This is a genomic window from Falsihalocynthiibacter sp. SS001 (assembly GCF_042445055.1).
In the GTDB taxonomy this organism is placed as follows: domain Bacteria; phylum Pseudomonadota; class Alphaproteobacteria; order Rhodobacterales; family Rhodobacteraceae; genus Falsihalocynthiibacter.
Genome location: NZ_CP170339.1, coordinates 1445737 through 1469256, shown reverse-complemented (window position 1 = coordinate 1469256; position 23520 = coordinate 1445737). Strand labels below are relative to the sequence as shown.

Sequence of the window (23520 nt, the reverse complement as noted above, 5' to 3'; positions counted from 1 at the left end):
TCTTACACCTTCGTCATATTCTGCTGCCAGCGGTCGGGAAGAGCCCCGAAGCGCGCTTGTACGGCAGCGTATTGCGGCGCGAGAACCCTCGAAAGGGCCGTGCGCCGTGCATCATCAAGTTTCAGCGAAACACCCGTATACGAGGGCTTATCCACCTTCGCAGGATGTTTGGAAATCCCCAGAAACGCACAGAATGCGTCCATTGTATTCTGCGAGAACATATTCTCGAAGAACATAGTCCAACGGCTTTGCTCTGGGACGTGGTTTTCTAGCTTTTCAAGCGTCGAAGCATAGTTGCTGCGCGGGAGCATTTCGTGGCCATCGCTGGCAACAATCGCATCGACCATGCCAAAGCAATACTCCGAGAGCCCTACACCGCGCGGCGCACGGTTTCCCGCGTCCATGCGAATGTTGGACCAAAGGCGGTCCACAGGATCACGCAGGATATATACAAACCGTGTAACGGGCATAATCGAAGCAAGACGCTTGATCCATTCGCCCGACAACAACCCATATGAGGGCGTGATATCCGTCGTGACCTTGGCTCCGCTACACTCTATCTCGCTGTTCAGATAATCCGAATAGGCGGCACCTTCACGGGTGTCATCCGCGTAGATATCCAACAGTTTCTGCAGGCGTTCAATACGGCGCTCAATGGGCCGCAGCTTGTGCGGACCAACGGTCTCTTTGCGTTTTTCGAGTGCTGCGATTTCTTTGGTCACCGTGCGGCGCATCTTGGCGAGCGAGAACGGCGGTACTTCGCCCGAAAGGCTATCAAAATAATGCAGCTCTTTACGTGGTGGGTTCGCGACTTCGGGATGCGACACAAGGTAGTCGTGCAGCCAAGACGTACCCGCCTTGGTCGCTCCAACACCCATCAGATGTGTCGCCTCGTGAGACATACTAGCCCTTCGCCCCGTCTGCTTTGTCATCCCCCGGAAGGATGTATTCCGCACCTTCCCAAGGAGACATGAAATCGAACTGACGATATTCCTGAACCAGCTTGACCGGCTCGTACACAACGCGCTTTTCAACTTCGTCGTAACGCACTTCGGTATAACCAGTTGTCGGGAAATCCTTGCGCAGCGGGTGCCCACGGAAGCCATAGTCCGTAAGGATACGGCGCAAATCTGGGTGCCCCGAAAACAGGATGCCGTACATGTCGTACACTTCGCGCTCAAACCAGTTCGCGGCGGGGTAAACGGGAACGATGGAGGGAACCATCTCATCCTCGCGGACCATAACGCGCAGGCGAATACGGTGGTTCTGGTACATCGAAAGCAGGTGATAAACCATATCGAACCGCTTTTCGCGGCTAGGATAATCAACGGCAGTTACGTCAATAAGCGTCGTAAAACGACAGTTGCGATCGGTCTTGAGAAACTCGATCAATCCAACAAGCGATGACGGCGCGACATTAACGGTAAGCTCGTCATTCTCGACAGCATACGAGATAACACAATCGGGACGCTTAAGCTCGATCAACGCACCAAGTTCATTCAGGGCTTCTGTCATTTGACCTACCTTACAATCGTGCCGGTGCGGCGAATTTTACGTTGAAGCTGAAGGATACCATAGAGCAGCGCCTCGGCCGATGGCGGGCAGCCCGGAACATAAATATCCACGGGAACAATACGGTCACAGCCACGCACCACGGAATAGGAATAGTGATAGTAACCGCCACCGTTCGCACAGGACCCCATCGAGATCACATAACGCGGCTCTGGCATTTGGTCGTAAACCTTGCGCAGCGCAGGCGCCATTTTGTTGGTCAGTGTCCCCGCAACGATCATAACGTCCGACTGGCGCGGAGAGGCGCGCGGCGCGAAACCATAGCGTTCCACGTCGTAGCGTGGCATCGCAGTGTGCATCATCTCAACCGCACAACAGGCCAATCCGAATGTCATCCAGTGAAGCGAACCTGTCCGCGCCCAGTTGATGATGTCTTCGGAGGATGTGAGCAAGAAGCCCTTATCCTGAAGCTCTGCGTTTAGCGCAGCGGTCGCGACATCCTTGTCAACGCCCGCCGTGTTTTGTGATGTGCTTAGGCCCATTCCAGCGCCCCCTTCTTCCATTCGTAGGCAAAGCCAATGGTCAGAACCGCAAGGAACACCATCATCGACCAGAACCCGACAAGTCCCACATCCTTAAAGGCAACAGCCCAAGGGAAAAGGAACGCAATTTCGAGGTCAAAGATGATGAACAGAATCGCCACAAGATAGAACCGAACATCGAATTTCATCCGCGCATCATCAAAGGCATTAAAGCCGCATTCATACGCACTTACTTTTTCGGGGTCCGGATTCCTTACCGCAAGGATCACAGCGGCGAGAATCAAAACAATCCCCAACCCAACGGCAATCGCCAAGAAAACAAGGATAGGGAGGTATTCTTTCAGCAGCTCTTCCACAATTGGCTCCTTTGAACGCGTTGACACGCATGCCTGTTAGCTTGTGGTGGTTTACTCTTGCGTCGTGCCTTGGTCAACCAAGCGAGCCGACTCTTTGCCCCTGTTTTTCGGGTTTATTTGTCGGAATTTCACCGCCTTAATCCTGAGTATTTTTATATGGATTTAGATTATTCCTATGGGGAAGCCCGCACCAGAGGGGACTAACTCACCCAAGGCGCCTTACGTTTTTCAAAGAATGCAGCGATCCCTTCGCGGGCCTCTGCGCCTTCCCAACAGGCGATCAACGCATCAATACTTGCCTCAATTACCGTGTCGTCAATACGGGGCCCTAACTGGCGTGCAAGGGCCTTGGCCGATGCGACTGCAACCGGTGCGCAGGCCAGATATGGGGCGACTTCGGCTTCGACTTGTTCGTCCAGATCCTCGGCCGTAACCGCGCGCGACAAAATACCGAGGTCCGCCGCCTCTTTGCCATCAAATATCCGCGCATTCATAAAGACCCGCCGCGCCATGGCCTCGCCCATCCTCGCAAGGACATAAGGCCCGATTGTCGCGGGGATCAGTCCAAGCTTGGTTTCCGTCAGGCCGAACTTCGCGCCCTCCGCGCCAATTGCTATATCGCAAACGCAGGCCATCCCGATACCGCCGCCCAATGCATTCCCGTTCACGCGCCCAATCAGTGGCTTGGGCATTGTGTTGAGCGCCTGTAGCATATGCGCAAGTTTCGTCGCTTCGCGACGGCGGGTCGGACCGTCGGCTTCGATCTGCGCCTGCATCCACCCCAGATCAGCACCGGCACAAAAACTCCGCCCCGCGCCTGTAATAACCACCGCACGAACCGAGCCATCCTCGCCAAACTGCTTGGCCGCGCGCGTGACTTCTCCGATCATCTGTGCCGATAACGCGTTATGCTTCTCTGGGCGGTTTAACGTAAGAGTAGCGACGCCACGATCGTCGGAGCTTATCGTAAGGGTTTCAAACATTCTGATCACTCCTAGCGCGCATTGATCTCGCCATTTCTGCGGCCTTGTCTAACAACTCCAGATCAAGCCCAGTCTCAAAACCAAGAGCCAGCAAATGCCGCGCAAGCGCTTCTGTCGCGACATTCCCCGCAGCACCTGGCGCATAAGGACAGCCCCCTAACCCACCGACAGCGCTATCAAAAACGCGCAAACCGTGCTCAAGCGAAACCGTCACATTCTCGAGCGCGCGCCCTGACGTGTCATGGTAATGCCCCGCCAAATGGGGCGCATCGGCGATCTCAAGCACCGCCGACAACATCGCATCAACGGCCTCTGGGGTACCTCGTCCGATGGTATCGCCCAATGAAACCTCATAACATCCCATCGCCATGAGTTGTGCGACAACGCGCGCAACGGACGCAGGCGCGGTCGCGCCATCATAGGGGCACTCCACCACACAAGAAACATACCCGCGCACCGGAATGTTCGCGCCGCGCGCCGCTTCCACGACAGGACCGAACCGCGCAAGGCTCTCTGCGATCGAACAGTTAATGTTCGCCTGCGAAAACCCTTCGCTTGCGCTCGCGAATATCGCGATCTCATCGGCGTGTGCGGCAACCGCTCTCTCATATCCGCGCAGGTTTGGCGTCAGTGCGGCATATGAAATACCGTCTCTGCGATTAATCCCTTCCATAACCTCCGCCGAGTCGGCCATTTGCGGGACCCACTTCGGACTCACAAAGCTCGCGACCTCAATGCGACGGAATCCGACCTCGCTCAAACTATCGACCAACGCGATCTTGTCGGTTGTCGAAATAGGGGCCGTTTCGTTCTGAAGGCCGTCTCTTGGGCCAACCTCAAATATCTCGACATTCGCCATCACGCTTCCTCCGGCACAGGATAGAATGCCTTTTCATACAATCGCACCGCGCCTTTCGTGGGAAGACTTTTCTGAAACGCTTCGCGCTGCGTAATCCGCCCGTACCATTCGCTTAGGGCAGGAAACTCATCCGCACGTCGAAAATGAAGCGCCATATAGAGCGCCTGCCCCACCGAGACGTCCGCCGCACTGAAACCGCCATCCAGAATATAGTCGCGCCCCTGCAATCTCTGCTCTAGCGCCGCATAACACTTACCAAGCCGCGCGGCCTCTAGCTTCATTACGATGCGACTGCGCATATGGTCTTCGTAGAGCGCAATATGCTGCTGCGTAAGTGCTGCGGAGTGCTGGCTGATTGTCTCAGAGAAATGCAACCAAACAAGCCAATCCGCGCGCTCGGGGTGCCCTGCGGCCCTGCCCAAACCTGATCGCGGATACAAATCGCAAAGGTATTCTGTGATTGCGCCCGTTTCGAACAACACTTTGCCGTCTATCTCAAGCGCGGGAACGCGCCCCGCAGGATTGAGCGCCAGATAATCTTCCGAGCGCAGGTTCTTGCCAAATGCGTGTTCGACCACTTCGAACTCAACGCCCAACTCATGAAGCATCCAAAGGCTTCGCATTGAGCGCGTCTGATGCGCATGATGAAGGCGAATGATCATGCAACGTCTTCTTCTACCAAGGCAACTAGCGGCGCACCCGCAACGACTTGCTCTCCTTCATTCACAAGGATTTCCGCAATCGTGCCGTCACGAGCCGCCAGAAGCGAGTGCTCCATCTTCATCGCTTCCAGAATTGCTAGCCGGTCTCCCTGCTTCACTTCATCTCCTTGCGACGCAAATATGCCTTTCACCACGCCCGGCATCGGCGCGAGGACCAGATTCCCAGCCGGACCATCGGTATTGCCCCGCTCCAAAGGGTCCACAGCCGAGAAGCCATAGCAATTGCCAAAAAACACACTGAGGGTTTCGCCATGGCGCACAATCTTGGCGTTCGTTTTATTGCCGTCGATCCACCAAATTCCATCGCGGCGCTCTACGTGGTGCTTGACCTCGGCGATTTCCACTTCAAAATTATGTGCCGCGAGTGTCGTGATGCGGGCGCGCTGGTGCTCGTCCCGATAGGCGAAAGTAACATTTTGGGCCACAGGTTCCCAAAGCGTAAACCCGAGCTCTGCGCCATCATCATCTGCCAACCCCGCAAACCCGATCGCCGCAAGCGCGCGGGTTCTCGTGCAGGCAACTGGATCAACCGCGAGGCTCTCGAGGTCTCGCCCGATCAGGCCCGTATCGACCTCCCCCTGCTTGAAACCTGCGTGTCGAGTGAGCGCCTTGAGGAACGCAAGGTTGGTCACAGAGCCCGCAACCTCGGTTTGCGACAACGCGCGTGCCAGTTTGGCCAAAGCGGTTGCGCGCGTTGGACCGTGCGTCGTCAGCTTGGCGATCATCGGATCGTACCAAGGCGAAATCTCATCACCCGCCCGAACACCCGTATCTGCGCGGGCAAATGCCGGGAACTCCAGATGTGTAAGCCTGCCCGTTGCTGGCAAGAAACCAGCGGGTACATCCTCGGCATAAAGCCGCGCCTCAAAGGAATGTCCTTGGATCGACAGGTCCTCTTGCGCGGCCGGTAGGCTTTCGCCTGCTGCAACGCGCAGCTGCCATTCTACCAAGTCTACGCCCGTAATCGCCTCGGTCACTGGGTGCTCAACCTGTAGGCGGGTGTTCATTTCCATGAACCAGAAACCGTCGCTTCGAAGCCCATCAGAACCGTCCACTATGAATTCAATCGTGCCCGCCCCCGCATAGCCGATCGCCTTGGCCGCACGCACGGCCGCGGCCCCCATCGCAGAGCGAACCTCCTCTGTCATTCCTGGTGCAGGAGCCTCTTCGATGACCTTCTGATGACGTCGCTGAAGCGAACAATCGCGCTCAAACAGATGAACCGCATCGGTTCCGTCCCCAAAAACCTGAACCTCGATATGGCGCGGCGCCGTGACATATTTCTCAAGCAGGACATCGCCATTTCCAAAGGCCGCTAACGCCTCGCTCCGTGCGGCATCCAATGCGGAGGAAAAACCCTCGGACGTTTCAACAAGGCGCATACCTTTGCCCCCGCCGCCGGCGACCGCTTTGATCAATACGGGCCAGCCGATGGCGGCGGCCTCCTTGGCCAAGAACGCGGCATCCTGATTGTTGCCGTGATATCCTGGAACAACCGGAACTCCCGCTTCTTCCATCAAAGCTTTGGCGGCATCCTTCAGACCCATCGCGCGAATTGCTTTGGCGGAGGGGCCAATAAAGACCAGCCCTGCGGCCTCGACGGCCTCAACAAAATCGGGATTTTCCGACAGGAAACCATAACCGGGGTGGATGGCCTCAGCCCCTGTATCAAGAGCGGCCTGAATAATCACGTTGGCGCGCAAGTAGCTCTCTGAAGGGGCGGAGCCACCGATATGCACCGCCTGATCCGCCAGCGCGACATGACGCGCGTTTGCATCGGCATCGGAATAAACAGCAACGGTCGAGACACCCAGTTTGCGCGCGGTATCCATCACACGACAGGCGATTTCACCGCGATTTGCAATTAGGATTCTGCCAAACATTCAGGCCTCCAACAGGTTGGGCGCTTGCGCCAAAAGGGTTTCTGCTTCTTGAGAAATTGTCGCGATGATCTCTGCTGCGGGGCGTATGTCGTTTAGGATGCCCGTCGCTTGACCAACAAATGTATTGGCCACTCTAGTGTCGCCCGCAGCCCACGCCTCTCGCCATTTTTGTGATTGCTCTTCGGCTTGAGTAAGCAAGCCTGCGATGTCGTCGTGCCAGCGCTCGGTAAACGCGTTTTTCAATACACTCGCAGTATATCGCGCGGGCCAGTCGAGCTTGCGCGCTATGTCCATAACGCTTGAACGGATCGTATCATCACCCGTCGCAGCAAGGGCTGCGCGATGCATGTTCGGGTGCACCAGGGCCTCATCACTTGCCCAGAGCCGCGAGCCCATTACGGCCCCTTCCGCTCCTAACATAAGCACCGCTGCGAGTCCGCGTCCGTCTGCAACTCCGCCCGCGGCAACCAGCAACGTATCGGGCGATTTTTTTGCCAGCCAATCCGCCACTTCGGGAACCAGCGTCATGGTTGCGCGGCTTTCACCATGGCCACCTGCTTCGGCCCCCTGAGCCACAATAACATCCGCGCCTGCGTCTGCTGCGGCATTGGCATCCTTGAGGGTTTGCACCTGAGCAATAAGCGGTACCTTCGCCGCGTGTATTTCCTGTGCAAACGGCGCAACGTCACCAAAAGATAGGAATATCGCAGCCGGTTTCGCATCTAGCGCCTGCCCGAGAACCTCAGGGTTTTTCGCAAGTTTCCATGTAATAAAGCCCACACCGACGCGAGCACCATCGGCCGCACGCAACTCCTCTCGTAGCCAGTCCGGATCACCATATGCGCCGCCGATCATTCCGAGCCCACCCGCGCGGGTAATGGCCCCTGCGAGCTTACCTCCTGCGGCGAAGGCCATCGGCGCTCCGATGATCGGCGTCGAGAGATTAAATTTTCGGGTCAGTCGTGTTGCAATTTGCATTGGATCATCCACCCTTTACATTCGGAATACGCCAAATTGGGTCTTTTCAATCGGCGCGTTCAGCGCGGCCTTCAGGCTCAGGAACAACACATCGCGCGTTTTGCGTGGATCAACGATCCCGTCATCCCACAAACGCGCGGACGCATAAAGCGGATGGCTTTGCTCCTCGAACATATCAATTGTCGGCTGCTTGAATGCGGCCTCTTCTTCGGCGCTCCAACTGCCGCCTGCGCGCTCGATTGCATCGCGCTTGACGGTCGCCAGCACCCCCGCCGCCTGCGCGCCGCCCATCACCGAAATGCGGCTATTGGGCCAGCTCCACATAAAGCGTGGCTGATACGCACGACCCGACATTCCATAATTCCCCGCGCCGAAACTGCCGCCTACAACCATGGTGACCTTGGGCACATTCGTTGTGGCCACAGCAGTCACGAGCTTTGCACCATGGCGGGCAATGCCCTCGTTCTCATACTTCTGACCAACCATGAATCCGGTGATATTCTGAAGAAATATCAACGGGATATTTCGCTGCGAGCACAGTTCAACAAAATGCGCGCCCTTTTGTGCCGCTTCGGAAAACAGAACGCCATTGTTCGCGATAATTCCCACGGGGCAGCCCTTAAGGTGCGCAAATCCTGTCACCAAGGTTTCGCCAAATCGTGCCTTGAATTCATCAAACTGGCTATCGTCAACGATCCGCGCAATCACTTCACGAATGTCGTATGGCGTGCGCAGATCGCATGGCACAACAGAGAGAAGTTCCTCTGGATCATAAGCGGGTTCTACTGGCGTTTGCCACTTCACCGTGTCGGGCAAAGATAGGTTCAGATTGCCTACCGCCTGCCTCGCAAGGGCAAGCGCGTGTGCGTCATCCTCTGCCAGATAATCAGCTACGCCAGAAAGGCGCGTATGCACATCTCCACCGCCAAGATCTTCTGCTGTGACAACTTCGCCAGTCGCGGCCTTAACCAAGGGTGGCCCCGCCAGAAAGATCGTGCCCTGCTCCTTAACGATAATGCTCACATCCGCCATTGCGGGTACATATGCGCCGCCAGCCGTACAAGAGCCCATCACAACGGCAATCTGTGGAATGCCCGCGGCGCTCATCCGCGCCTGATTATAGAAAATCCGCCCAAAGTGATCGCGATCGGGGAAAACTTCATCCTGATTGGGAAGGTTCGCACCACCCGAATCCACCAGATACACACAAGGCAGCCGACATTCCGCGGCGATTTCCTGCGCGCGAAGGTGCTTTTTCACCGTCATTGGATAGTATGTGCCGCCCTTCACCGTCGCATCATTACAAACGACCATAACGTCCTGACCGTTCACTTGGCCTACGCCAGCGATCACACCCGCAGCGGGCGCAGCGCCATCATACATCCCATGCGCGGCGGTGGCACCGACCTCAAGAAACGCACTGCCGGGGTCCAGAAGGTTTGCGACCCGCTCACGTGGAAGCATCTTGCCCCGCGAGAGATGTCGTTCGCGCGATTTTTCGCCGCCTCCCTGCGCTGCAGTTCGGGCCGCTTCGTTGATCTGGGCCAGCGCCGCGAGGTGACCTTCGCGGTATTCACGGGCCGTATCCGACGATAGAATGACGTTCGACTTGAGTTTCATAGTCCCTCCGAAAGGCTGGTTAGCCCATCGCTCCCATCATTTCGCGCCCGATCAACATACGGCGAATTTCACTGGTTCCCGCGCCAATTTCCATCAGCTTGGCATCACGGAAGATGCGGCTCACTGCGCTTTCGTTCATAAAGCCGGTGCCGCCCATGGCTTGCACGGCCTGATGCGCGACGGTCATTGCTTCTTCGGACGCGTAAAGCACACAGGCCGCCGCATCCTGTCGGGTGACTTGCCCGCGATCACAGGCCTTGGCCACCTCGTAAACATAGGCGCGTGCGCTGTTCATCTTGGTGTACATATCGGCGATTTTCCCTTGCATGAGCTGGAAATTTCCGACGGGCTCGCCAAATTGTTTCCGTTGAGAAATATAGGGCATGACCTCGTCCAAACAGGCCGCCATAATCCCCGTTCCGATGCCCGAGAGAACAACGCGCTCATAGTCCAGACCACTCATGAGAACACGCACGCCGCGCCCCTCTTCGCCTAGCACGTTCTCGAATGGAACCTCGACATTATCGAAAATCAACTCTGCGGTATTACTTCCGCGCATTCCAAGCTTGTCAAAATGCACCGAAGTCGAGAAACCAGTCATCTCCTTCTCAATCAGGAACGCGGTCATGCCACGGCTCCCTGCATCGGGATCCGTCTTGGCGTAGACGACAAGTGTATCGGCATCTGGACCATTGGTGATCCAGAATTTCGTGCCGTTCAAAGTATAGTAACCGTTCTTCTTTTCAGCGCGCAGCTTCATCGAAACCACGTCCGACCCCGCCCCAGCTTCGGACATTGCCAAGGCGCCGACATGCTCGCCAGAAATAAGCTTGGGCAGATATTTGGCGCGCTGCTCTGGAGTTCCGTTTAGGTTGATCTGGTTAACGCAAAGGTTTGAGTGCGCCCCATAAGAGAGGCTGACGCTGGCGCTGGCGCGGGCGATTTCCTCGACCGCAATCACATGCGCAAGGTACCCCATATCCGCACCGCCGAATTCCTCAGGGACGGTAATTCCGAGCAAGCCCAACTCGCCCATCTCTTTCCACAACTCAGCGGGAAAATCATTGGTCGCGTCGATCTCGGCGGCCATCGGCTTTACGCGATCCTGCGCCCAACGGTGCACCATTTCGCGCAACGCATTTACGTCTTCGCCTAAATCAAACTGCATTGTCGCTGTAAACATGGCCTTCTCCGAATTTATTGAACGCACGTTCATTTAATCGAAGAAAGCGAGTCGCGTCAATCCTATGCTAGCGCAACATCCGCTCTACCAGCGACGGCAGATCGCGATAGTGGTTGAGCATGGCATCCGGCGCGAGGCTATTGACGCTCTCGCCCGAGGGTCCAAACCCGACAAGGACAATCGGCACCCCCGCAGCGCGCGCGGTATCACGGTCGGTCACCGTGTCACCGATGAGCATGGAACGCCCGACCGTGCCGCCTGCCCGCTCAACGGAGGCATGATATGGCGCGACATCGGGCTTGCGTGTAGGCAAAGTATCCGCCCCGATCAACGCATCAAACGCACCACGCACACCCAGCCGTTGCAGCAGCGTTTCGGCAAGTTGTTCAGGCTTGTTCGTGCAGATTGAAACCGCAATATTATCCTTGCGAAGTGCCTCAACCGCGTCCATTGCGCCATCGTATAGGACGGTATGCGTATCAATTTTGCGCCCATATGCCTCGAGAAGGATGGGATACTGTGCATTTACGGCATCCGTAGGATCGTCCAACTTTAGGCGTTCGAACCCGAGCTTCAGCATCGCTCGCCCACCATGAAACGCGGTCAAACTATCCTCAACAGGATCAAGTATCTTCCCATAACCTAATGCGGAAAAACAATAATTCGCAGCAGCAATGAGGTCGGCGCTTGTATCCGCCAATGTGCCGTCCAAATCAAAAACAACACATTTCTTCGTTTCATTTGGCAATTTGTCGCCCATCCCTGTAACACCTTGTAAACGTTTTTGAACCCATACCCCTTGCCCTGACAGCACATAGAGTTAGAACGGGATTTTATTCGGTCCGACCACAACAGAAAAGAAACCAAATGCCAACAGCGCTCATCATCCTCGCCGCCGGAAAGGGCAGCCGCATGAACTCGGACCTCCCCAAGGTTCTTCACAAGATCGGCGGTTCGAGTCTCTTGGCCCATGCTATGCGCGCGGCGGACACCCTTATGCCCCAGCGCGTGGTGGTTGTTGCGGGTCACGAAGCCGAGCAAGTCCGTGCAGAGGCACTCTCGCTTGGGGTTGCGGACATTGCGCTACAGGAAGAACAGCTTGGAACGGGCCATGCCGTTGCACAGGCCAAAGATGTTCTGGCGGACTTTGAAGGTGACGCCATCGTTTTATTCGGTGACACGCCCTTCATCTCTCCGGAAACGCTTGAGAAAATGACCGCCGCGCGCAAAGAGCATGATGTGGTCGTGCTTGGGTTTCATGCTGCGGACCCAGCCCGCTACGGACGTTTTATCACTGACGGCTCGCGCCTTGATCGGATTGTAGAATACAAAGACGCAACCGAGGCCGAGCGCGCGATCAATCTTTGTAATAGCGGCCTGATTGCGGCGGACAGCGAAACGCTGTTTGACCTTCTGGAAGCGGTCAAGAATGACAACGCCTCTGGCGAATACTACCTCCCCGATGTGGTAGAGATTGCCAACAGCCGCGGTCTTTCATCTGGATACGTAACGTGTGACGAAGCTGAAACGCTCGGTATCAATACACGTGCAGAACTGGCAAACGCGGAACGCATTTTCCAAGACACCAAACGTGCCGAAGCGCTGGAGAACGGCGTAACGATGTACGCGCCCGAGACCGTATTTTTCGCAAGCGATACCTTTGTCGGGCGCGATACGGTGATCGAACAGAACGTGGTCTTTGGGCCAGAGGTTACAATTGAATCGGGCGCACTGATCCGTGCGTTTAGCCACCTTGAAGGCTGTCACGTCAGCCGCGACGCCATTATCGGCCCCTACGCTCGTTTGCGCCCAGGCGCAGAAATCGCAGAAGAAGCGCGCGTTGGCAACTTTGTCGAGATCAAGAACGCGATCATTGGCGAGGCCGCAAAGGTCAATCACCTCACATATGTCGGCGATGCGACGGTCGGTGCGCGCAGCAACTTGGGCGCAGGCACGGTGACCTGCAACTATGACGGCGTCATGAAGCACCATACAACCATCGGCAATGATGTGTTTATTGGTTCTTCGACCATGCTCGTTGCACCCGTAAAAATCGGCAACCGCGCGATGACTGCGAGCGGCTCTGTCATCACATCTGACGTCCCTGCCGAAGCTTTGGCAATCGGGCGCGCACGGCAGGAAAACAAGCTAGGCTTGGCCGAGAAGCTCTTTACAAGGCTGCAAGCAATCAAAGAGAAAAAGAAAGCGGGTAAACAGTAATGTGCGGAATTATTGGCGTATTGGGTAATCATGAATCCGCCCCCCTGCTAGTTGAGGCCTTAAAGCGGCTTGAGTATCGCGGATACGACAGCGCAGGGATTGCGACCGTCGATAACGGCGTGCTCGCGCGGCGTCGAGCGGTTGGAAAACTGGTGAACCTTTCGGATGTGTTGGTGCACGAGCCCCTCGCGGGCAAGGCAGGGATCGGCCACACACGTTGGGCCACACACGGTGCGCCAACGGTCGATAACGCACACCCGCATCGCGCAGGTCCGGTTGCGGTTGTTCACAACGGTATTATCGAGAACTTTCAAGATCTAAGACAAGAGCTGACCTCGGCGGGATATAGCTTTTATTCCGACACGGACACTGAAACAGTCGCCCTCCTCACGCAATCATTCATGGATGGCGGTATGGACGCGATTGCGGCGGCCAAGGCGACAATTGCGCGGCTTGAGGGTGCGTTTGGGCTCTGCTTCCTGTTTGAAGGTCACGACGATCTGCTGATTGCAGCACGCAAAGGCTCGCCACTGGCGATTGGCCATGGCGATGGCGAAATGTTCGTTGGCTCAGACGCGATTGCCTTGGCGCCAATGACAGATCAGATTTCGTACCTTGAAGATGGTGACCACGCGATTGTAACCCGCGCAGGCGTTCACATCTTTGATGCAACCGGCACTCCGGTGACACGCCCGATCAAAACCGTTCAACTCGACGCCGCGCGGATCGAGAAAGCTGGCCATAAACACTTCATGGCAAAAGAGATCGCAGAGCAGCCCGTCGTGCTTGCTGATGCGCTCGGCCATTATGTTCAAAACGGCCAGATCAATCTGCCAAAAGAATTGGATTTCACCCAGTTTGACCGCATCACGATGGTGGCCTGTGGTACCGCGTATCTGGCGTGCTTGACCGCAAAATATTGGTTCGAGCAGATCGCTCGCATTCCCGTTGAGGTCGATATCGCAAGCGAGTTCCGCTATCGTGAACCACCCATTGCTGCGCGCACTCTTGCCATCTTTGTTAGCCAATCTGGGGAAACTGCGGACACCATGGCCGCACTGCAATATGTGCGCGGCAAGGCGGATATGACCCTTTCGGTGATCAATGTCACCGAAAGCTCCATGGCGCGGGACAGCGATCTTGCCCTGCCGATTTTGGCAGGCGTTGAAGTCTCTGTTGCATCGACCAAAGCATTCACCTGCCAGCTTGCCCTACTTGGCCTGCTTGCGTTAGATGCTGCAAAACAACGTGGCGCGATTGACGCGGCGCAGCACGACACGCTCCTAGAAAGCCTTCAGAAAATTCCGGGACTGGTAAGCCAATCCCTCGCCATCAGTGATGCGGTACAGCAAGTCGCCCGCAAGATCGCGCAGGCACAGGATATCCTGTTCCTTGGGCGCGGCGCGATGTTCCCGCTTGCGCTTGAAGGCGCACTGAAACTCAAAGAGCTTAGCTATATCCACGCTGAGGGCTATGCGAGTGGCGAGCTAAAACACGGGCCAATTGCCCTGATCGATAACAAGGTTCCCGTTGTGGTTATGGCACCGCGTGATGCGTTGTTCGAGAAAACGATTTCCAACATGCAAGAGGTCATGGCGCGTGGCGGCAAGGTCCTCTTGATTTCCGACGCACAAGGCATCGCCGAAGCAGGAAAGGATGTTTGGGAAACCATAACCATGCCCGAAACGGACGCCGTTTTCGCACCGCTCCTCTATGCTGTGCCCGCGCAGCTTCTGGCGTATCACACGGCTATCGCCAAAGGTACTGACGTCGATCAACCCCGCAACCTAGCCAAATCGGTGACCGTAGAATGAACATAGACACAGCAATGCGCGACCTCTCGGCGCTTGGGAACGAAACCAAGGCCGCAGAGATGCGCGCATATCACAAGGCTGATCGAGAGTATTTGGGGGTCTCAAACCCAGATATCGACACCTGTGTAAAATCATGGCGCGCCGAAATGGATGTGCCAGAACGTGTTGAGCTTGCTCGTGAATTATGGGCAACGAACGGTCACGAAGCCCGCGTAGCCGCTGCGAAGCTCCTTACTCAGGCGCGCTTGCGCCCTGACGAGGATGCTTGGGCGCTTATCGCGAGCTGGGTGCCTGATTTTGACGCTTGGGCGATTGCGGATCATGCGTGCATCGCGGGACAAAAACGCCTTGTCGCGGACCCGACACGCCTTGACGACGTTGAACACTGGATCGATTCAGATCATATGTGGACCCGTCGCGCTGCATTGGTCATCACCCTCCCTTGGACCAAGCAGAACTTTCCGAAACCACAAGAAATCGAAGCCCGCGAACGTGTGCTTGGATGGTGTGAGCGCATGGTTGAGGATAAGGAATGGTTCATTCAGAAAGCTATTTCCTGGTGGCTTCGCGATCTTTCCAAGCATGATGTGCCACGTGCGCAAGGGTTCCTGAACGAACACGGCCCGCGCCTAAAACCCTTCGCCCAGAAAGAGGCGGCGCGCCATATGCGGGACTATACCGTTCCGCCGCCGCCCGTCGAGACCTAGGCTTCGCGCAGCGCCCGTCGCATGATTTTGCCCGTCGCCGTCATCGGCAAGGCGTCAATCGCAACAACCGACCGTGGCGCAACGTGGGGGCTTATACGCTGTTTGACGAGGGTGATCAGCTCTTTCTCAAGGCCATCCCATGCCGCCCCCTCGCGCAGAACAACGAAGGCTTTGACCGCTTCGGTGCGGATCGGATCAGGCACCCCGATGACCGCCGCCATTGCCACGGCGGGATGCGAGGCAAGACAATTCTCAATCTCGCTCGGTCCGATGCGATAGCCCGCCGAAGTAATGACATCATCATCGCGCGACGAGAATTGAAAGAAGCCATCCGCATCGCAACTGCCCAGGTCCCCCGTTCGGAGCCAATCCCCCACGAACTTCTTGGCGGTCTCCTCGGGCTTGTTCCAATACCTGAGAAACATGCCGACATCGGGCGCCCGAATAGCGATCTCACCGATTTCTCCTGCGGGCAATCGCCGCCCTTCTGCGTCGATGATCGCCACCTCATGTCCGGGAACCGCACGCCCCATAAAGCCGGGTCGATGTGTATCCAGAGACTTTGCAGAGCACACAACGAGGTTACATTCTGTCTGGCCGTAAAGTTCGTTCACCGGCGCGCCGAGCGTATCCTCAGCCCAATTTAACAAATCCGCGCCAAGACTCTCGCCCCCCGAACTGATCGTGCGGATATTCACGTCCTCAGGAACCATCGTACCACGCATGAGCTTGAGTGCGGTTGGCGGCATGAACAGGTTCCGAATTTTGTATTTCGCGATCAAGTCATAAGCGTCGACGGGATCGAACTTCCGCATTCGGCGCGAGATGAGCGGCACACCATAGAACAAACATGGCATCGCCATATCCATCAGGCCACCGATCCAAGCCCAATCAGCGGGTGTCCAACCGCAATCGCCGTCTTGCGGGAAGCCCTGATGATGCAATTCAATCGCTGGAAGGTGCCCATAGAGGAACCCATGCCCGTGCAGCACCCCCTTTGGGTCACCTGTTGTACCAGACGTATAAATGAGCACCGCGGGCGTTTCTGGCGTTGTTTTGACTGGCGTGAAGTTATCGCTTGCCGGCTCAATCGCTTGCCAAAGGGACTCTGCGCTATCTTTGGTTTCCCCCGTTGTGAAAATGGTCTGGAGCGCGGGAAGTTCAGGCTTGATATTGTTCAGCTTTGCAAGGTTCTCGGCGTCTGTCACGACGACCGCAGCACCACTATCAGCAAGACGATACCTAAGTGCGTCCTCGCCAAACAACGTGAACAACGGAAGCACGATCGCCCCCAGTTTGTATGCAGCAAAATGCGCAAGCAAAACTGCGGGGCCTTGCGGCAATAAAACTGCGACGCGGTCCCCCGCGACGACCCCACGCGACCGAAGTGCATTGGCCAAGCGGTTCGACATCTGCATGAATTGTGCGTAACTCCAGCGCTCCTCCTCGCCATTCTCATGCACGTGAATAACCGCGGTTTGGTCTGGGAAATTACGCGCCCAATCGTCACAACACACTTCGGCGATGTTAAGATCGGCGGGCACATTCCATTGGAAGCCCTCCCGAAGGTTATCCCATGTTTGGCCCGCTGAATTGACCTGCTCAAGTAAACGCCGCTGCATGTTCTCTCCTGCAATTTATTTGAACATGCGTTCAATACACAGGATGCGGATTCCCGCGTCAATTCCTTTTCACTCGCGGACTTGTGGTGCAGGAATTGAGAATCGCGCTTGCCCCACTGCCCTATGGCGCCTAGGCTTGGGTTATGAACACACCCCTGATTGATCCATATCTGCGCCCGATTACGTATCTGCGCCTTTCTGTTACGGACCGTTGCGATTTCCGTTGCGTATATTGCATGTCCGAGGTGATGAATTTCCTCCCCAAAAAGGAACTTCTGACACTTGAAGAATTGGATCGGCTGTCCTCTGCGTTCATTGACCTTGGCGTTCGGAAACTTCGGATTACTGGGGGCGAACCGTTGGTGCGGCGCGGGATCATGGGATATTTTGAGGCCATGTCACGTCACCTCAAGAGCGGCGCGCTTGATGAGTTAACGCTTACAACGAACGGCTCGCAACTGTCCAAATATGCGGATGAACTCGCGCGTTATGGCGTGAAACGTATCAACATCTCACTTGATACACTTGACGAAAAGAAATTCGCCGAAATCACCCGTTGGGGCCGTTTGAATCAGGTTCTAGAAGGAATTGAGGCGGCCCTGACTGCGGGCCTAAAGGTGAAGTTGAATACCGTCGCCCTGAAAGGCTTCAACGAGGATGAATTGTTCACCCTCACCGAGTTCTGCGCGGCGCGCGAGATGGATTTGACCTTCATCGAGGTCATGCCGATGGGAGATATCGGCGAGGAAAACCGGATTGGTCAGTATTGGTCGCTTGAAGAATTGCGCGCGACCCTTGGCACGAAATACACGCTTGCGGATTTGCCGGATCGAACTGGTGGCCCTGCGCGCTATGTGCGTCTTGGAGAAACCCGTCAGCGCATTGGTTTTATCACCCCCCTAAGCCACAATTTCTGTGAAAGCTGCAATCGGGTCCGCGTGACATGCACTGGTGAAATTTTCACTTGCTTGGGCCAAGAAGGCAAGTCCGACCTTCGGGCACCTTTGCGTGCGAGCGAGAGCAACGACGCCCTTCTCGACGCAATCCGCGCGGCGATTGCCCTCAAGCCCAAGGGCCATGATTTCGACTATTCTCGCCAAGAACTCGGCGGCCAGATGAGCCGACACATGAGCCATACCGGCGGTTAAATCATCGTTAAGACGCACGACGTGCAATGTGCTATACTTGGCTCCACCGTTACCCCAAAGCATAGGAGTATGCGCATGGGCGACCAAGACAAAAAGTTCGATGGATCAATTCCCGACATTTATGACGAGTACCTCGTACCGCTCATCTTTGAGGGATTTGCCCAAGATATGGCATCACGCGTTGCGGCATTGCGCCCACAGCGCGTACTCGAAACTGCGGCTGGCAGCGGTGTGGTGCCGCGCACCCTCGCCCCGCTTCTTGCGGCAGGCGCAGAATATCACGTAACCGACCTTAACCCGCCAATGCTTGAGCGCGCCAAATCTAAACAGCCCGCGCGCGAGAACCTATTATGGCAACAGGCCGATGCGCTTGATCTACCCTTTCAGGACAATAGCTTCGATGTTGTCTGCTGCCAGTTCGGAGCGATGTTCTTTCCCAACAAACAGCAAGGTTACAGCGAAGCGCTGCGTGTACTGAATGATAGCGGCGTGTTTATCTTTAGCGTTTGGGATGACATCGAGGAAAATGAATTCGCGGATAGCGTGACCGAAACGGCTGGGCGTTTCTTCCCTGACGATCCCCCGCTGTTTCTCCGCCGTACACCGCATGGTTTTGGCGATACCAACATAATCGAAAATGATCTGCGAGCGGTGGGATTTAGTGAGATTGACGTTCATACCCTCACCAAGCAAAGTCACGCGTCAAGCGGCCAAGAACCCGCAATCGCTTTTTGCCAAGGCACACCGCTGAGAGGTGAAATAGAGGAGCGAGACGCGACGCTACTCGAAAAGATAACCAAGCAAGCCGCAACCGATATCGAAGCAAAGTTCGGTAGTGGCCCTGTCTCTGGAAAAATACAGGGGCATGTTATTGTCGCCTATAAATAACACGCCCCGATTTTAACCTTTTGCTCTGCGACTAGGCGGCAGGCATACGGCTTTCGACCATCTCGACCCACCAGCTACACCCCGCAGGGATCGCATTGTCATCGAAGTTGTACTTTGGATGGTGAACCGCTGCCGTATCGCCGTTACCCACGAGAATATAGGCGCCGGGGCGCTCTTCGAGCATATAAGCAAAGTCCTCTCCGCCCATCACGAGAGGCGCATCGGCACAGGAGCCAGCAACCTTTTCGGCGGCCTTTACGGCATACTCTGTCTCGGTCTCGTGATTAACCATTACGGGGTAGCCACGCATGTAATTTACCTCTGCAGTGCCGCCCATGGCCTGCGCCGTGAGCGGTGCGATCACCTTGATGCGCTCCTCTGCTAGGTCGCGCACATCTTCGGAAAGTGTGCGAACGGTCCCTTTGATATGGACCTTTTGTGGGATCACGTTAAAGGCTTTGCTCTCTGTTTCAAAACTTGTGACCGAAACCACAACTTGCTGAACAGGATCAACGTTACGGCTCGCGATGGTTTGCAATGCCAGAACAATCTGGCTGGCAATGACGGTCGTATCGACCACCTCTTGCGGCTTGGCGGCGTGCCCGCCTTTGCCTTCGACAAACAGTTCAAACTGATCGGTTGCCGCAAAGAACGCACCCGGACGGATCGCGAAACTCCCGAGGGGATGGCCGGGCCAGTTGTGCATACCATAGACTTCTTGGATGTTCCAACGCTCCATCATGCCGTCTTCGCACATCTCACGGCCACCGCCGCCGCCCTCTTCGGCGGGCTGAAAAATTACGACCGTGGTGCCGTCAAAGTTTCGGGTTTCACAGAGGTACTTTGCCGCTCCGAGCAGCATCGCCGTGTGCCCATCGTGACCACAGGCGTGCATCGCTCCGGGGGTTTCGCTTGCGTACTCAAGGCCAGTATCCTCAAGGATCGGAAGCGCATCCATATCTGCACGCAAACCGACGACACGACCATTGCTGTCTGATTTGCCCTTAATCACACCAACAACGCCCGTGCGCCCAATACCTTCGACCACTTCGTCACACCCGAATGCGCGCAGAAGTTCCGCCACCCGCGCCGAGGTGCGATGTGTTTCGAAAAGGATCTCTGGGTGCGCATGGAAATCGCGTCGCCACTCTGTGATTTCTGTTAAAAGCTCAGAAAAACGGTTCTTTACGGGCATTTCTTAATCCTGTTCCAGTTGTTTGATTAGCCGCTTAAGGAAGGCTTCGCCTGCCTCTAGCTGACTGATTTCGATAAATTCGTTTGGCTGGTGCGCTTGGGCAATATCGCCGGGACCACACACCACAACAGAGTGTCCGCCCTCCTGAAATTGCCCACCCTCAGTGGCATACGACACCACATGATTGGCATTATCCCCCGTCAAACTACGGGCGAGGTTTTCGGCAACTCCGTCCCGCTCAGGCGCCAGCGGAGGCACGTTAAAAACCTCGCTCAGGTCGATGCCGCACTCAGGATGTATCGCCTTCATTTTGGCTTCTATCTCGGCGACCTTATTGTGCAGTTCTGTTTCCCAATGGCTTGTTGTCTCTCCGGGAACAACGCGGAAGGATATATCAAAATGACAATCTTTAGCGGTGATATTGTGCGCCGTGCCGCCGCTGATCTGTCCAACGTGGATAGTTGTGTATGGTGGGACAAAATCGGCCACAAGGGCGTTGGCTTGCTCACGCGCCATACGGGCATTTTCGGCATGCGCCCATTGAATGAGTTCCGCGCCATACATTACCGCAGAAACGCCTGTATCCAGCACAGAGCTATGAACCTCATACCCGCGCACATGGACGTCAAAGCCGATCATTCCCTTATGGCCCGTGACGACCTTCATCATTGAAGGCTCCCCCACGATTGCCGCCTGCGCTTTGGGGAGAGCAGCCATAGCAGAAATCATCGGAGGGGCGCCAACGCACCCAACCTCTTCATCATACGACAACGCAATTTGAAGTGGGCGTTTCAGGTTTGCAGCAAGAGCCTGCGGCACTGCCCAGAGAGCGAGCGCGTCAAACCCCTTCATGTCCGCAGTACCACGTCCGTAAAGACGGCCATTACGTTCAACGACTTCAAACGGATCAGTATCCCATGCCTGCCCCTCGGCTGGAACAACATCGGTATGCCCCGAAAGGATGATACCGCCCTCGACCTCGGGGCCAATATTGGCAAAGAGCGACGCCTTGGTTCCCGTCTCGTCATAAACACGCGTCGAGGTAACGCCATGCCCCGCGAGATAGGACTCGACCCAAGCTATCAACTCAAGATTTGAATTGGCGCTCACCGTATTGAAACTCACCAGTTTCTCAAGGATCGCGCGCGACGAGAGGGATTCACCCATCGGAAGGCCTCACATTAGCATACCTCGATAAGGCGCTATGAATTAAGAACAAAATGCCCTTTTGACACTTCGGTATAAGTCGAAGGTTCGGGAGTGTAGTCTTTGGGGAAAATCGGCGACGGGATTGGCTTGAAAGACAAGTCCGAGCGGATTTTCTTTTTGCGTGGATCGGCGACCGGCACCGCCAACATAAGCGAGCGTGTGTAGCTGTGCTGGGGGTTTTCGAACACCTGCTGGCGCGGGCCAATTTCAACAATCCGCCCCAGATACATCACCGCAGTTTGGTGGCTGACGCGCTCAACGACGGCCATGTCGTGGCTGATAAACAGCATCGCGATCCCTAGGTCGGCCTGAAGTTCCATCAACAGATTAAGCACCTGCGCTTGAACAGAAACGTCCAGCGCCGAAACGGCCTCGTCCGCGACAACGAGCTTGGGGTTCAAAGCAAGCGCGCGCGCAATCGCGATCCGCTGCCGTTGACCACCAGAAAGCTCGTGCGGATAGCGCTTGAGAAAACTACGTGGCAATTCAACACGATCAAACAGACTCGCAACCCGATCCGCAACTTCGCTCCCGCTGGCGAGATTGTAATTCCGGATTGGTTCGGCCACCTGATCAATCAAACGCACCTGCGGGTTCAAAGAGGCAAATGGGTCCTGAAACACCATCTGCATATCACGCCGCGCTTTGCGCAGAGCATTATGATCGAGTCCCAGAATATCGACGCCATCCAGATTTACTTCGCCACTATGCGGCTCCACCAATCGCAAGATAGACCGACCGCAAGAGGATTTACCGCAACCACTCTCGCCCACAAGCGACAGTGTCTCGCCTGGATTGAGCGAAAAGGATACATCTTCAACCGCATGAACATTCGCCACAGTGCGCCGCATGACGCCCTTTTTCACCGGAAAGCGTGTGGTCAGGTTCTTAACCGTCAGCAGCGGCTCGACGTGGTCGGGGGCCGTGGCCAGTTTGGCCTTCGCTTTGGCGACAACCGCCGCGTATTTATCTTCATCACCAAGGATGCGCATCGGTTCTGGCGCGGGCTTGCCCTTCATTTCGCCGAGCTTTGGCACCGCCGCCAACAAGGCCTTAGTATAGTGATGTTGCGGGTCTTCGAAGATTTGCTCGACCGTGCCCTCTTCCATCATATTACCGCGATACATCACGATCACGCGGTCGGCCATTTGCGCCACAACCGCCATATCATGCGTGATAAACAGAACCGCGGTGCCGTGCTCACGCTTGAGACGATCAATCAGCGCCAATATCTCGGCCTGAATTGTTACGTCCAGCGCAGTTGTCGGCTCGTCACAGATGAGCAACCGCGGCTCGCAGGCCATCGCCATCGCAATCACAACACGCTGGCGCATTCCGCCCGAAAGTTCGTGGGGATATTGCGTCATGCGGCTTTCCGGCTCTGGAATCCGCACATCACGAAGCAAATCGATGGCCCGGGCGCGTGCTTGGGCTTTGGACATCTTCTTGTGAAGGATGAGCCCCTCAGTCAACTGCCGACCGATGGTAAAGACGGGATTAAGCGATGTCATCGGCTCTTGAAAAATCATACCGATTTCATTGCCCCGAATGTCACGCATCTTGTTTGCGTCCATCTTGGCAAGGTCGGTTTTTCCCGCATCGCCGCGATCAAATGTCATCGAGCCCTTGGCGATCTCGCCACCGCCGAACTCCACCAGTCGCATGATCGAGAGCGACGAAACCGACTTTCCCGATCCCGATTCGCCGACGACACAGAGTGTCTCTCCGGGGTTGATGGTGAAAGATATGTCCTCCACCCCAACAACGATTCCGCTATTTGTTTCAAACTCTACGCGAAGATTCTTAATGTCGATAAGGGGCTGATCTAGCATGGCTCGTCTCTTGGGGGACTATGTTGGCTGATACGCTAGTCCTCGGGGCGTCGCAAAGTCAAACCCCTTTAAATTGCATCCAATTCGCCCAAGATACGCTACGAAATACCGACACTTTACATCATAACACCTCAATTTTTACTCATATCGACACGCAAAACGTGCACTATGACGAAATCTGCGTTCACGCCGGCCTGATTACTCGTAACGGAAGCTTGATTTTTTTTTGGAATTAGCCTGAACTGAC

General features: G+C 55.8%; 21 protein-coding genes. 5 read left to right on the top strand and 16 right to left on the bottom strand.

The genetic code is table 11. The features are described 5' to 3' along the window. Positions 1-2 precede the first annotated feature (2 nt). From ACFE33_RS07075 to ACFE33_RS07020, 12 genes are all read right to left on the bottom strand, one after another. A complete protein-coding gene (locus ACFE33_RS07075; protein WP_380058443.1) occupies positions 3-902 on the bottom strand; it encodes a sulfotransferase in 900 nt (299 codons plus the stop codon). A gap of 1 nt (position 903) precedes the next feature. Continuing rightward, on the bottom strand, positions 904-1515 hold the full coding sequence (locus ACFE33_RS07070; protein WP_380058441.1) for an NADH-quinone oxidoreductase subunit C: 612 nt from the start codon (positions 1513-1515) through the stop codon (positions 904-906). Positions 1516-1520: 5 nt separating this feature from the next. Then, positions 1521-2054, bottom strand: coding sequence for a NuoB/complex I 20 kDa subunit family protein (locus ACFE33_RS07065; RefSeq protein ID WP_380058439.1), 534 nt, complete (start codon positions 2052-2054; stop codon positions 1521-1523). Beyond that, a complete protein-coding gene (locus tag ACFE33_RS07060) occupies positions 2045-2410 on the bottom strand; it encodes an NADH-quinone oxidoreductase subunit A (protein WP_380058438.1) in 366 nt (121 codons plus the stop codon). The genes ACFE33_RS07065 and ACFE33_RS07060 overlap by 10 nt, the downstream gene beginning before the upstream one ends. A 200-nt stretch (positions 2411-2610) precedes the next feature. Then, complete coding sequence (locus ACFE33_RS07055; protein ID WP_380058436.1) at positions 2611-3393, bottom strand: crotonase/enoyl-CoA hydratase family protein; 783 nt, start codon at positions 3391-3393, stop codon at positions 2611-2613. Continuing rightward, the gene (locus tag ACFE33_RS07050) at positions 3386-4252 is read right to left on the bottom strand and encodes a hydroxymethylglutaryl-CoA lyase (protein ID WP_380058434.1); all 867 of its coding nucleotides are present in this window, start codon (positions 4250-4252) and stop codon (positions 3386-3388) included. The genes ACFE33_RS07055 and ACFE33_RS07050 overlap by 8 nt, the downstream gene beginning before the upstream one ends. Beyond that, complete coding sequence (locus ACFE33_RS07045) at positions 4252-4911, bottom strand: glutathione S-transferase family protein (RefSeq protein ID WP_380058668.1); 660 nt, start codon at positions 4909-4911, stop codon at positions 4252-4254. The genes ACFE33_RS07050 and ACFE33_RS07045 overlap by 1 nt, the downstream gene beginning before the upstream one ends. Then, a complete protein-coding gene (locus ACFE33_RS07040; protein WP_380058432.1) occupies positions 4911-6857 on the bottom strand; it encodes an acetyl/propionyl/methylcrotonyl-CoA carboxylase subunit alpha in 1947 nt (648 codons plus the stop codon). The genes ACFE33_RS07045 and ACFE33_RS07040 overlap by 1 nt, the downstream gene beginning before the upstream one ends. Further along, positions 6858-7835 carry an NAD(P)H-dependent flavin oxidoreductase gene (locus ACFE33_RS07035; protein WP_380058430.1) on the bottom strand — a complete coding sequence of 326 codons (978 nt, stop codon included), beginning with the start codon at positions 7833-7835 and terminating at the stop codon, positions 6858-6860. Positions 7836-7850: 15 nt separating this feature from the next. After that, positions 7851-9455 carry a carboxyl transferase domain-containing protein gene (locus tag ACFE33_RS07030; protein ID WP_380058429.1) on the bottom strand — a complete coding sequence of 535 codons (1605 nt, stop codon included), beginning with the start codon at positions 9453-9455 and terminating at the stop codon, positions 7851-7853. 19 nt (positions 9456-9474) lie between these two features. After that, complete coding sequence (locus tag ACFE33_RS07025; RefSeq protein ID WP_380058427.1) at positions 9475-10638, bottom strand: isovaleryl-CoA dehydrogenase; 1164 nt, start codon at positions 10636-10638, stop codon at positions 9475-9477. Positions 10639-10705: 67 nt separating this feature from the next. After that, the gene (locus ACFE33_RS07020; RefSeq protein ID WP_380058426.1) at positions 10706-11398 is read right to left on the bottom strand and encodes an HAD hydrolase-like protein; all 693 of its coding nucleotides are present in this window, start codon (positions 11396-11398) and stop codon (positions 10706-10708) included. Between the two features lie 107 nt (positions 11399-11505). On the opposite strand from ACFE33_RS07020, the gene glmU reads away from it, so the two are divergent. From glmU to ACFE33_RS07005, 3 genes are read left to right on the top strand one after another with little or no spacing between them, the layout of a single operon-like run. Next, on the top strand, positions 11506-12858 hold the full coding sequence (glmU, locus tag ACFE33_RS07015) for a bifunctional UDP-N-acetylglucosamine diphosphorylase/glucosamine-1-phosphate N-acetyltransferase GlmU (RefSeq protein ID WP_380058424.1): 1353 nt from the start codon (positions 11506-11508) through the stop codon (positions 12856-12858). Next, positions 12858-14672, top strand: coding sequence for a glutamine--fructose-6-phosphate transaminase (isomerizing) (glmS, locus tag ACFE33_RS07010; protein ID WP_380058422.1), 1815 nt, complete (start codon positions 12858-12860; stop codon positions 14670-14672). Before glmU ends, glmS begins: the two co-directional genes overlap by 1 nt. Next, complete coding sequence (locus ACFE33_RS07005; RefSeq protein WP_380058420.1) at positions 14669-15379, top strand: DNA alkylation repair protein; 711 nt, start codon at positions 14669-14671, stop codon at positions 15377-15379. The genes glmS and ACFE33_RS07005 overlap by 4 nt, the downstream gene beginning before the upstream one ends. Here the strand turns inward: ACFE33_RS07005 and ACFE33_RS07000 are convergent. Then, a complete protein-coding gene (locus tag ACFE33_RS07000) occupies positions 15376-17001 on the bottom strand; it encodes an AMP-binding protein (RefSeq protein ID WP_380058418.1) in 1626 nt (541 codons plus the stop codon). The two genes, ACFE33_RS07005 and ACFE33_RS07000, sit on opposite strands and share 4 nt — an antisense overlap. 143 nt (positions 17002-17144) lie before the next feature. On the opposite strand from ACFE33_RS07000, the gene moaA reads away from it, so the two are divergent. Then, positions 17145-18149 (top strand): GTP 3',8-cyclase MoaA, encoded by a 1005-nt coding sequence (gene moaA / locus ACFE33_RS06995; RefSeq protein WP_380058416.1) that lies wholly within the window; start codon positions 17145-17147, stop codon positions 18147-18149. Positions 18150-18224: 75 nt separating this feature from the next. Continuing rightward, positions 18225-19037 carry a class I SAM-dependent methyltransferase gene (locus tag ACFE33_RS06990; protein WP_380058414.1) on the top strand — a complete coding sequence of 271 codons (813 nt, stop codon included), beginning with the start codon at positions 18225-18227 and terminating at the stop codon, positions 19035-19037. Positions 19038-19068: 31 nt separating this feature from the next. Here the strand turns inward: ACFE33_RS06990 and ACFE33_RS06985 are convergent, their stop codons facing one another. From ACFE33_RS06985 to ACFE33_RS06975, 3 genes are read right to left on the bottom strand one after another with little or no spacing between them, the layout of a single operon-like run. Further along, a complete protein-coding gene (locus ACFE33_RS06985; RefSeq protein ID WP_380058412.1) occupies positions 19069-20232 on the bottom strand; it encodes a M20 aminoacylase family protein in 1164 nt (387 codons plus the stop codon). 3 nt (positions 20233-20235) lie between these two features. Then, the gene (gene argE, locus ACFE33_RS06980; protein ID WP_380058410.1) at positions 20236-21399 is read right to left on the bottom strand and encodes an acetylornithine deacetylase; all 1164 of its coding nucleotides are present in this window, start codon (positions 21397-21399) and stop codon (positions 20236-20238) included. Between the two features lie 35 nt (positions 21400-21434). Next, entirely contained in the window at positions 21435-23273 is a 1839-nt protein-coding gene (locus tag ACFE33_RS06975) for a dipeptide ABC transporter ATP-binding protein (RefSeq protein WP_380058408.1), read from the bottom strand. Between the last annotated feature and the right edge of the window lie 247 nt (positions 23274-23520).

Coding starts and splice junctions, on each gene's coding strand:
- ACFE33_RS06975 (WP_380058408.1), bottom strand. CDS start 23,273: ATGCTAGATCAGCCCCTTATCGACATTAAGAATCTTCGCGTAGAGTTT.
- moaA (WP_380058416.1), top strand. CDS start 17,145: ATGAACACACCCCTGATTGATCCATATCTGCGCCCGATTACGTATCTG.
- ACFE33_RS06985 (WP_380058412.1), bottom strand. CDS start 20,232: ATGCCCGTAAAGAACCGTTTTTCTGAGCTTTTAACAGAAATCACAGAG.
- ACFE33_RS06990 (WP_380058414.1), top strand. CDS start 18,225: ATGGGCGACCAAGACAAAAAGTTCGATGGATCAATTCCCGACATTTAT.
- ACFE33_RS07000 (WP_380058418.1), bottom strand. CDS start 17,001: ATGCAGCGGCGTTTACTTGAGCAGGTCAATTCAGCGGGCCAAACATGG.
- glmU (WP_380058424.1), top strand. CDS start 11,506: ATGCCAACAGCGCTCATCATCCTCGCCGCCGGAAAGGGCAGCCGCATG.
- argE (WP_380058410.1), bottom strand. CDS start 21,399: ATGGGTGAATCCCTCTCGTCGCGCGCGATCCTTGAGAAACTGGTGAGT.
- glmS (WP_380058422.1), top strand. CDS start 12,858: ATGTGCGGAATTATTGGCGTATTGGGTAATCATGAATCCGCCCCCCTG.
- ACFE33_RS07030 (WP_380058429.1), bottom strand. CDS start 9,455: ATGAAACTCAAGTCGAACGTCATTCTATCGTCGGATACGGCCCGTGAA.
- ACFE33_RS07055 (WP_380058436.1), bottom strand. CDS start 3,393: ATGTTTGAAACCCTTACGATAAGCTCCGACGATCGTGGCGTCGCTACT.
- ACFE33_RS07040 (WP_380058432.1), bottom strand. CDS start 6,857: ATGTTTGGCAGAATCCTAATTGCAAATCGCGGTGAAATCGCCTGTCGT.
- ACFE33_RS07035 (WP_380058430.1), bottom strand. CDS start 7,835: ATGCAAATTGCAACACGACTGACCCGAAAATTTAATCTCTCGACGCCG.
- ACFE33_RS07025 (WP_380058427.1), bottom strand. CDS start 10,638: ATGTTTACAGCGACAATGCAGTTTGATTTAGGCGAAGACGTAAATGCG.
- ACFE33_RS07005 (WP_380058420.1), top strand. CDS start 14,669: ATGAACATAGACACAGCAATGCGCGACCTCTCGGCGCTTGGGAACGAA.
- ACFE33_RS07065 (WP_380058439.1), bottom strand. CDS start 2,054: ATGGGCCTAAGCACATCACAAAACACGGCGGGCGTTGACAAGGATGTC.
- ACFE33_RS07050 (WP_380058434.1), bottom strand. CDS start 4,252: ATGGCGAATGTCGAGATATTTGAGGTTGGCCCAAGAGACGGCCTTCAG.
- ACFE33_RS07075 (WP_380058443.1), bottom strand. CDS start 902: ATGTCTCACGAGGCGACACATCTGATGGGTGTTGGAGCGACCAAGGCG.
- ACFE33_RS07070 (WP_380058441.1), bottom strand. CDS start 1,515: ATGACAGAAGCCCTGAATGAACTTGGTGCGTTGATCGAGCTTAAGCGT.
- ACFE33_RS07020 (WP_380058426.1), bottom strand. CDS start 11,398: ATGGGCGACAAATTGCCAAATGAAACGAAGAAATGTGTTGTTTTTGAT.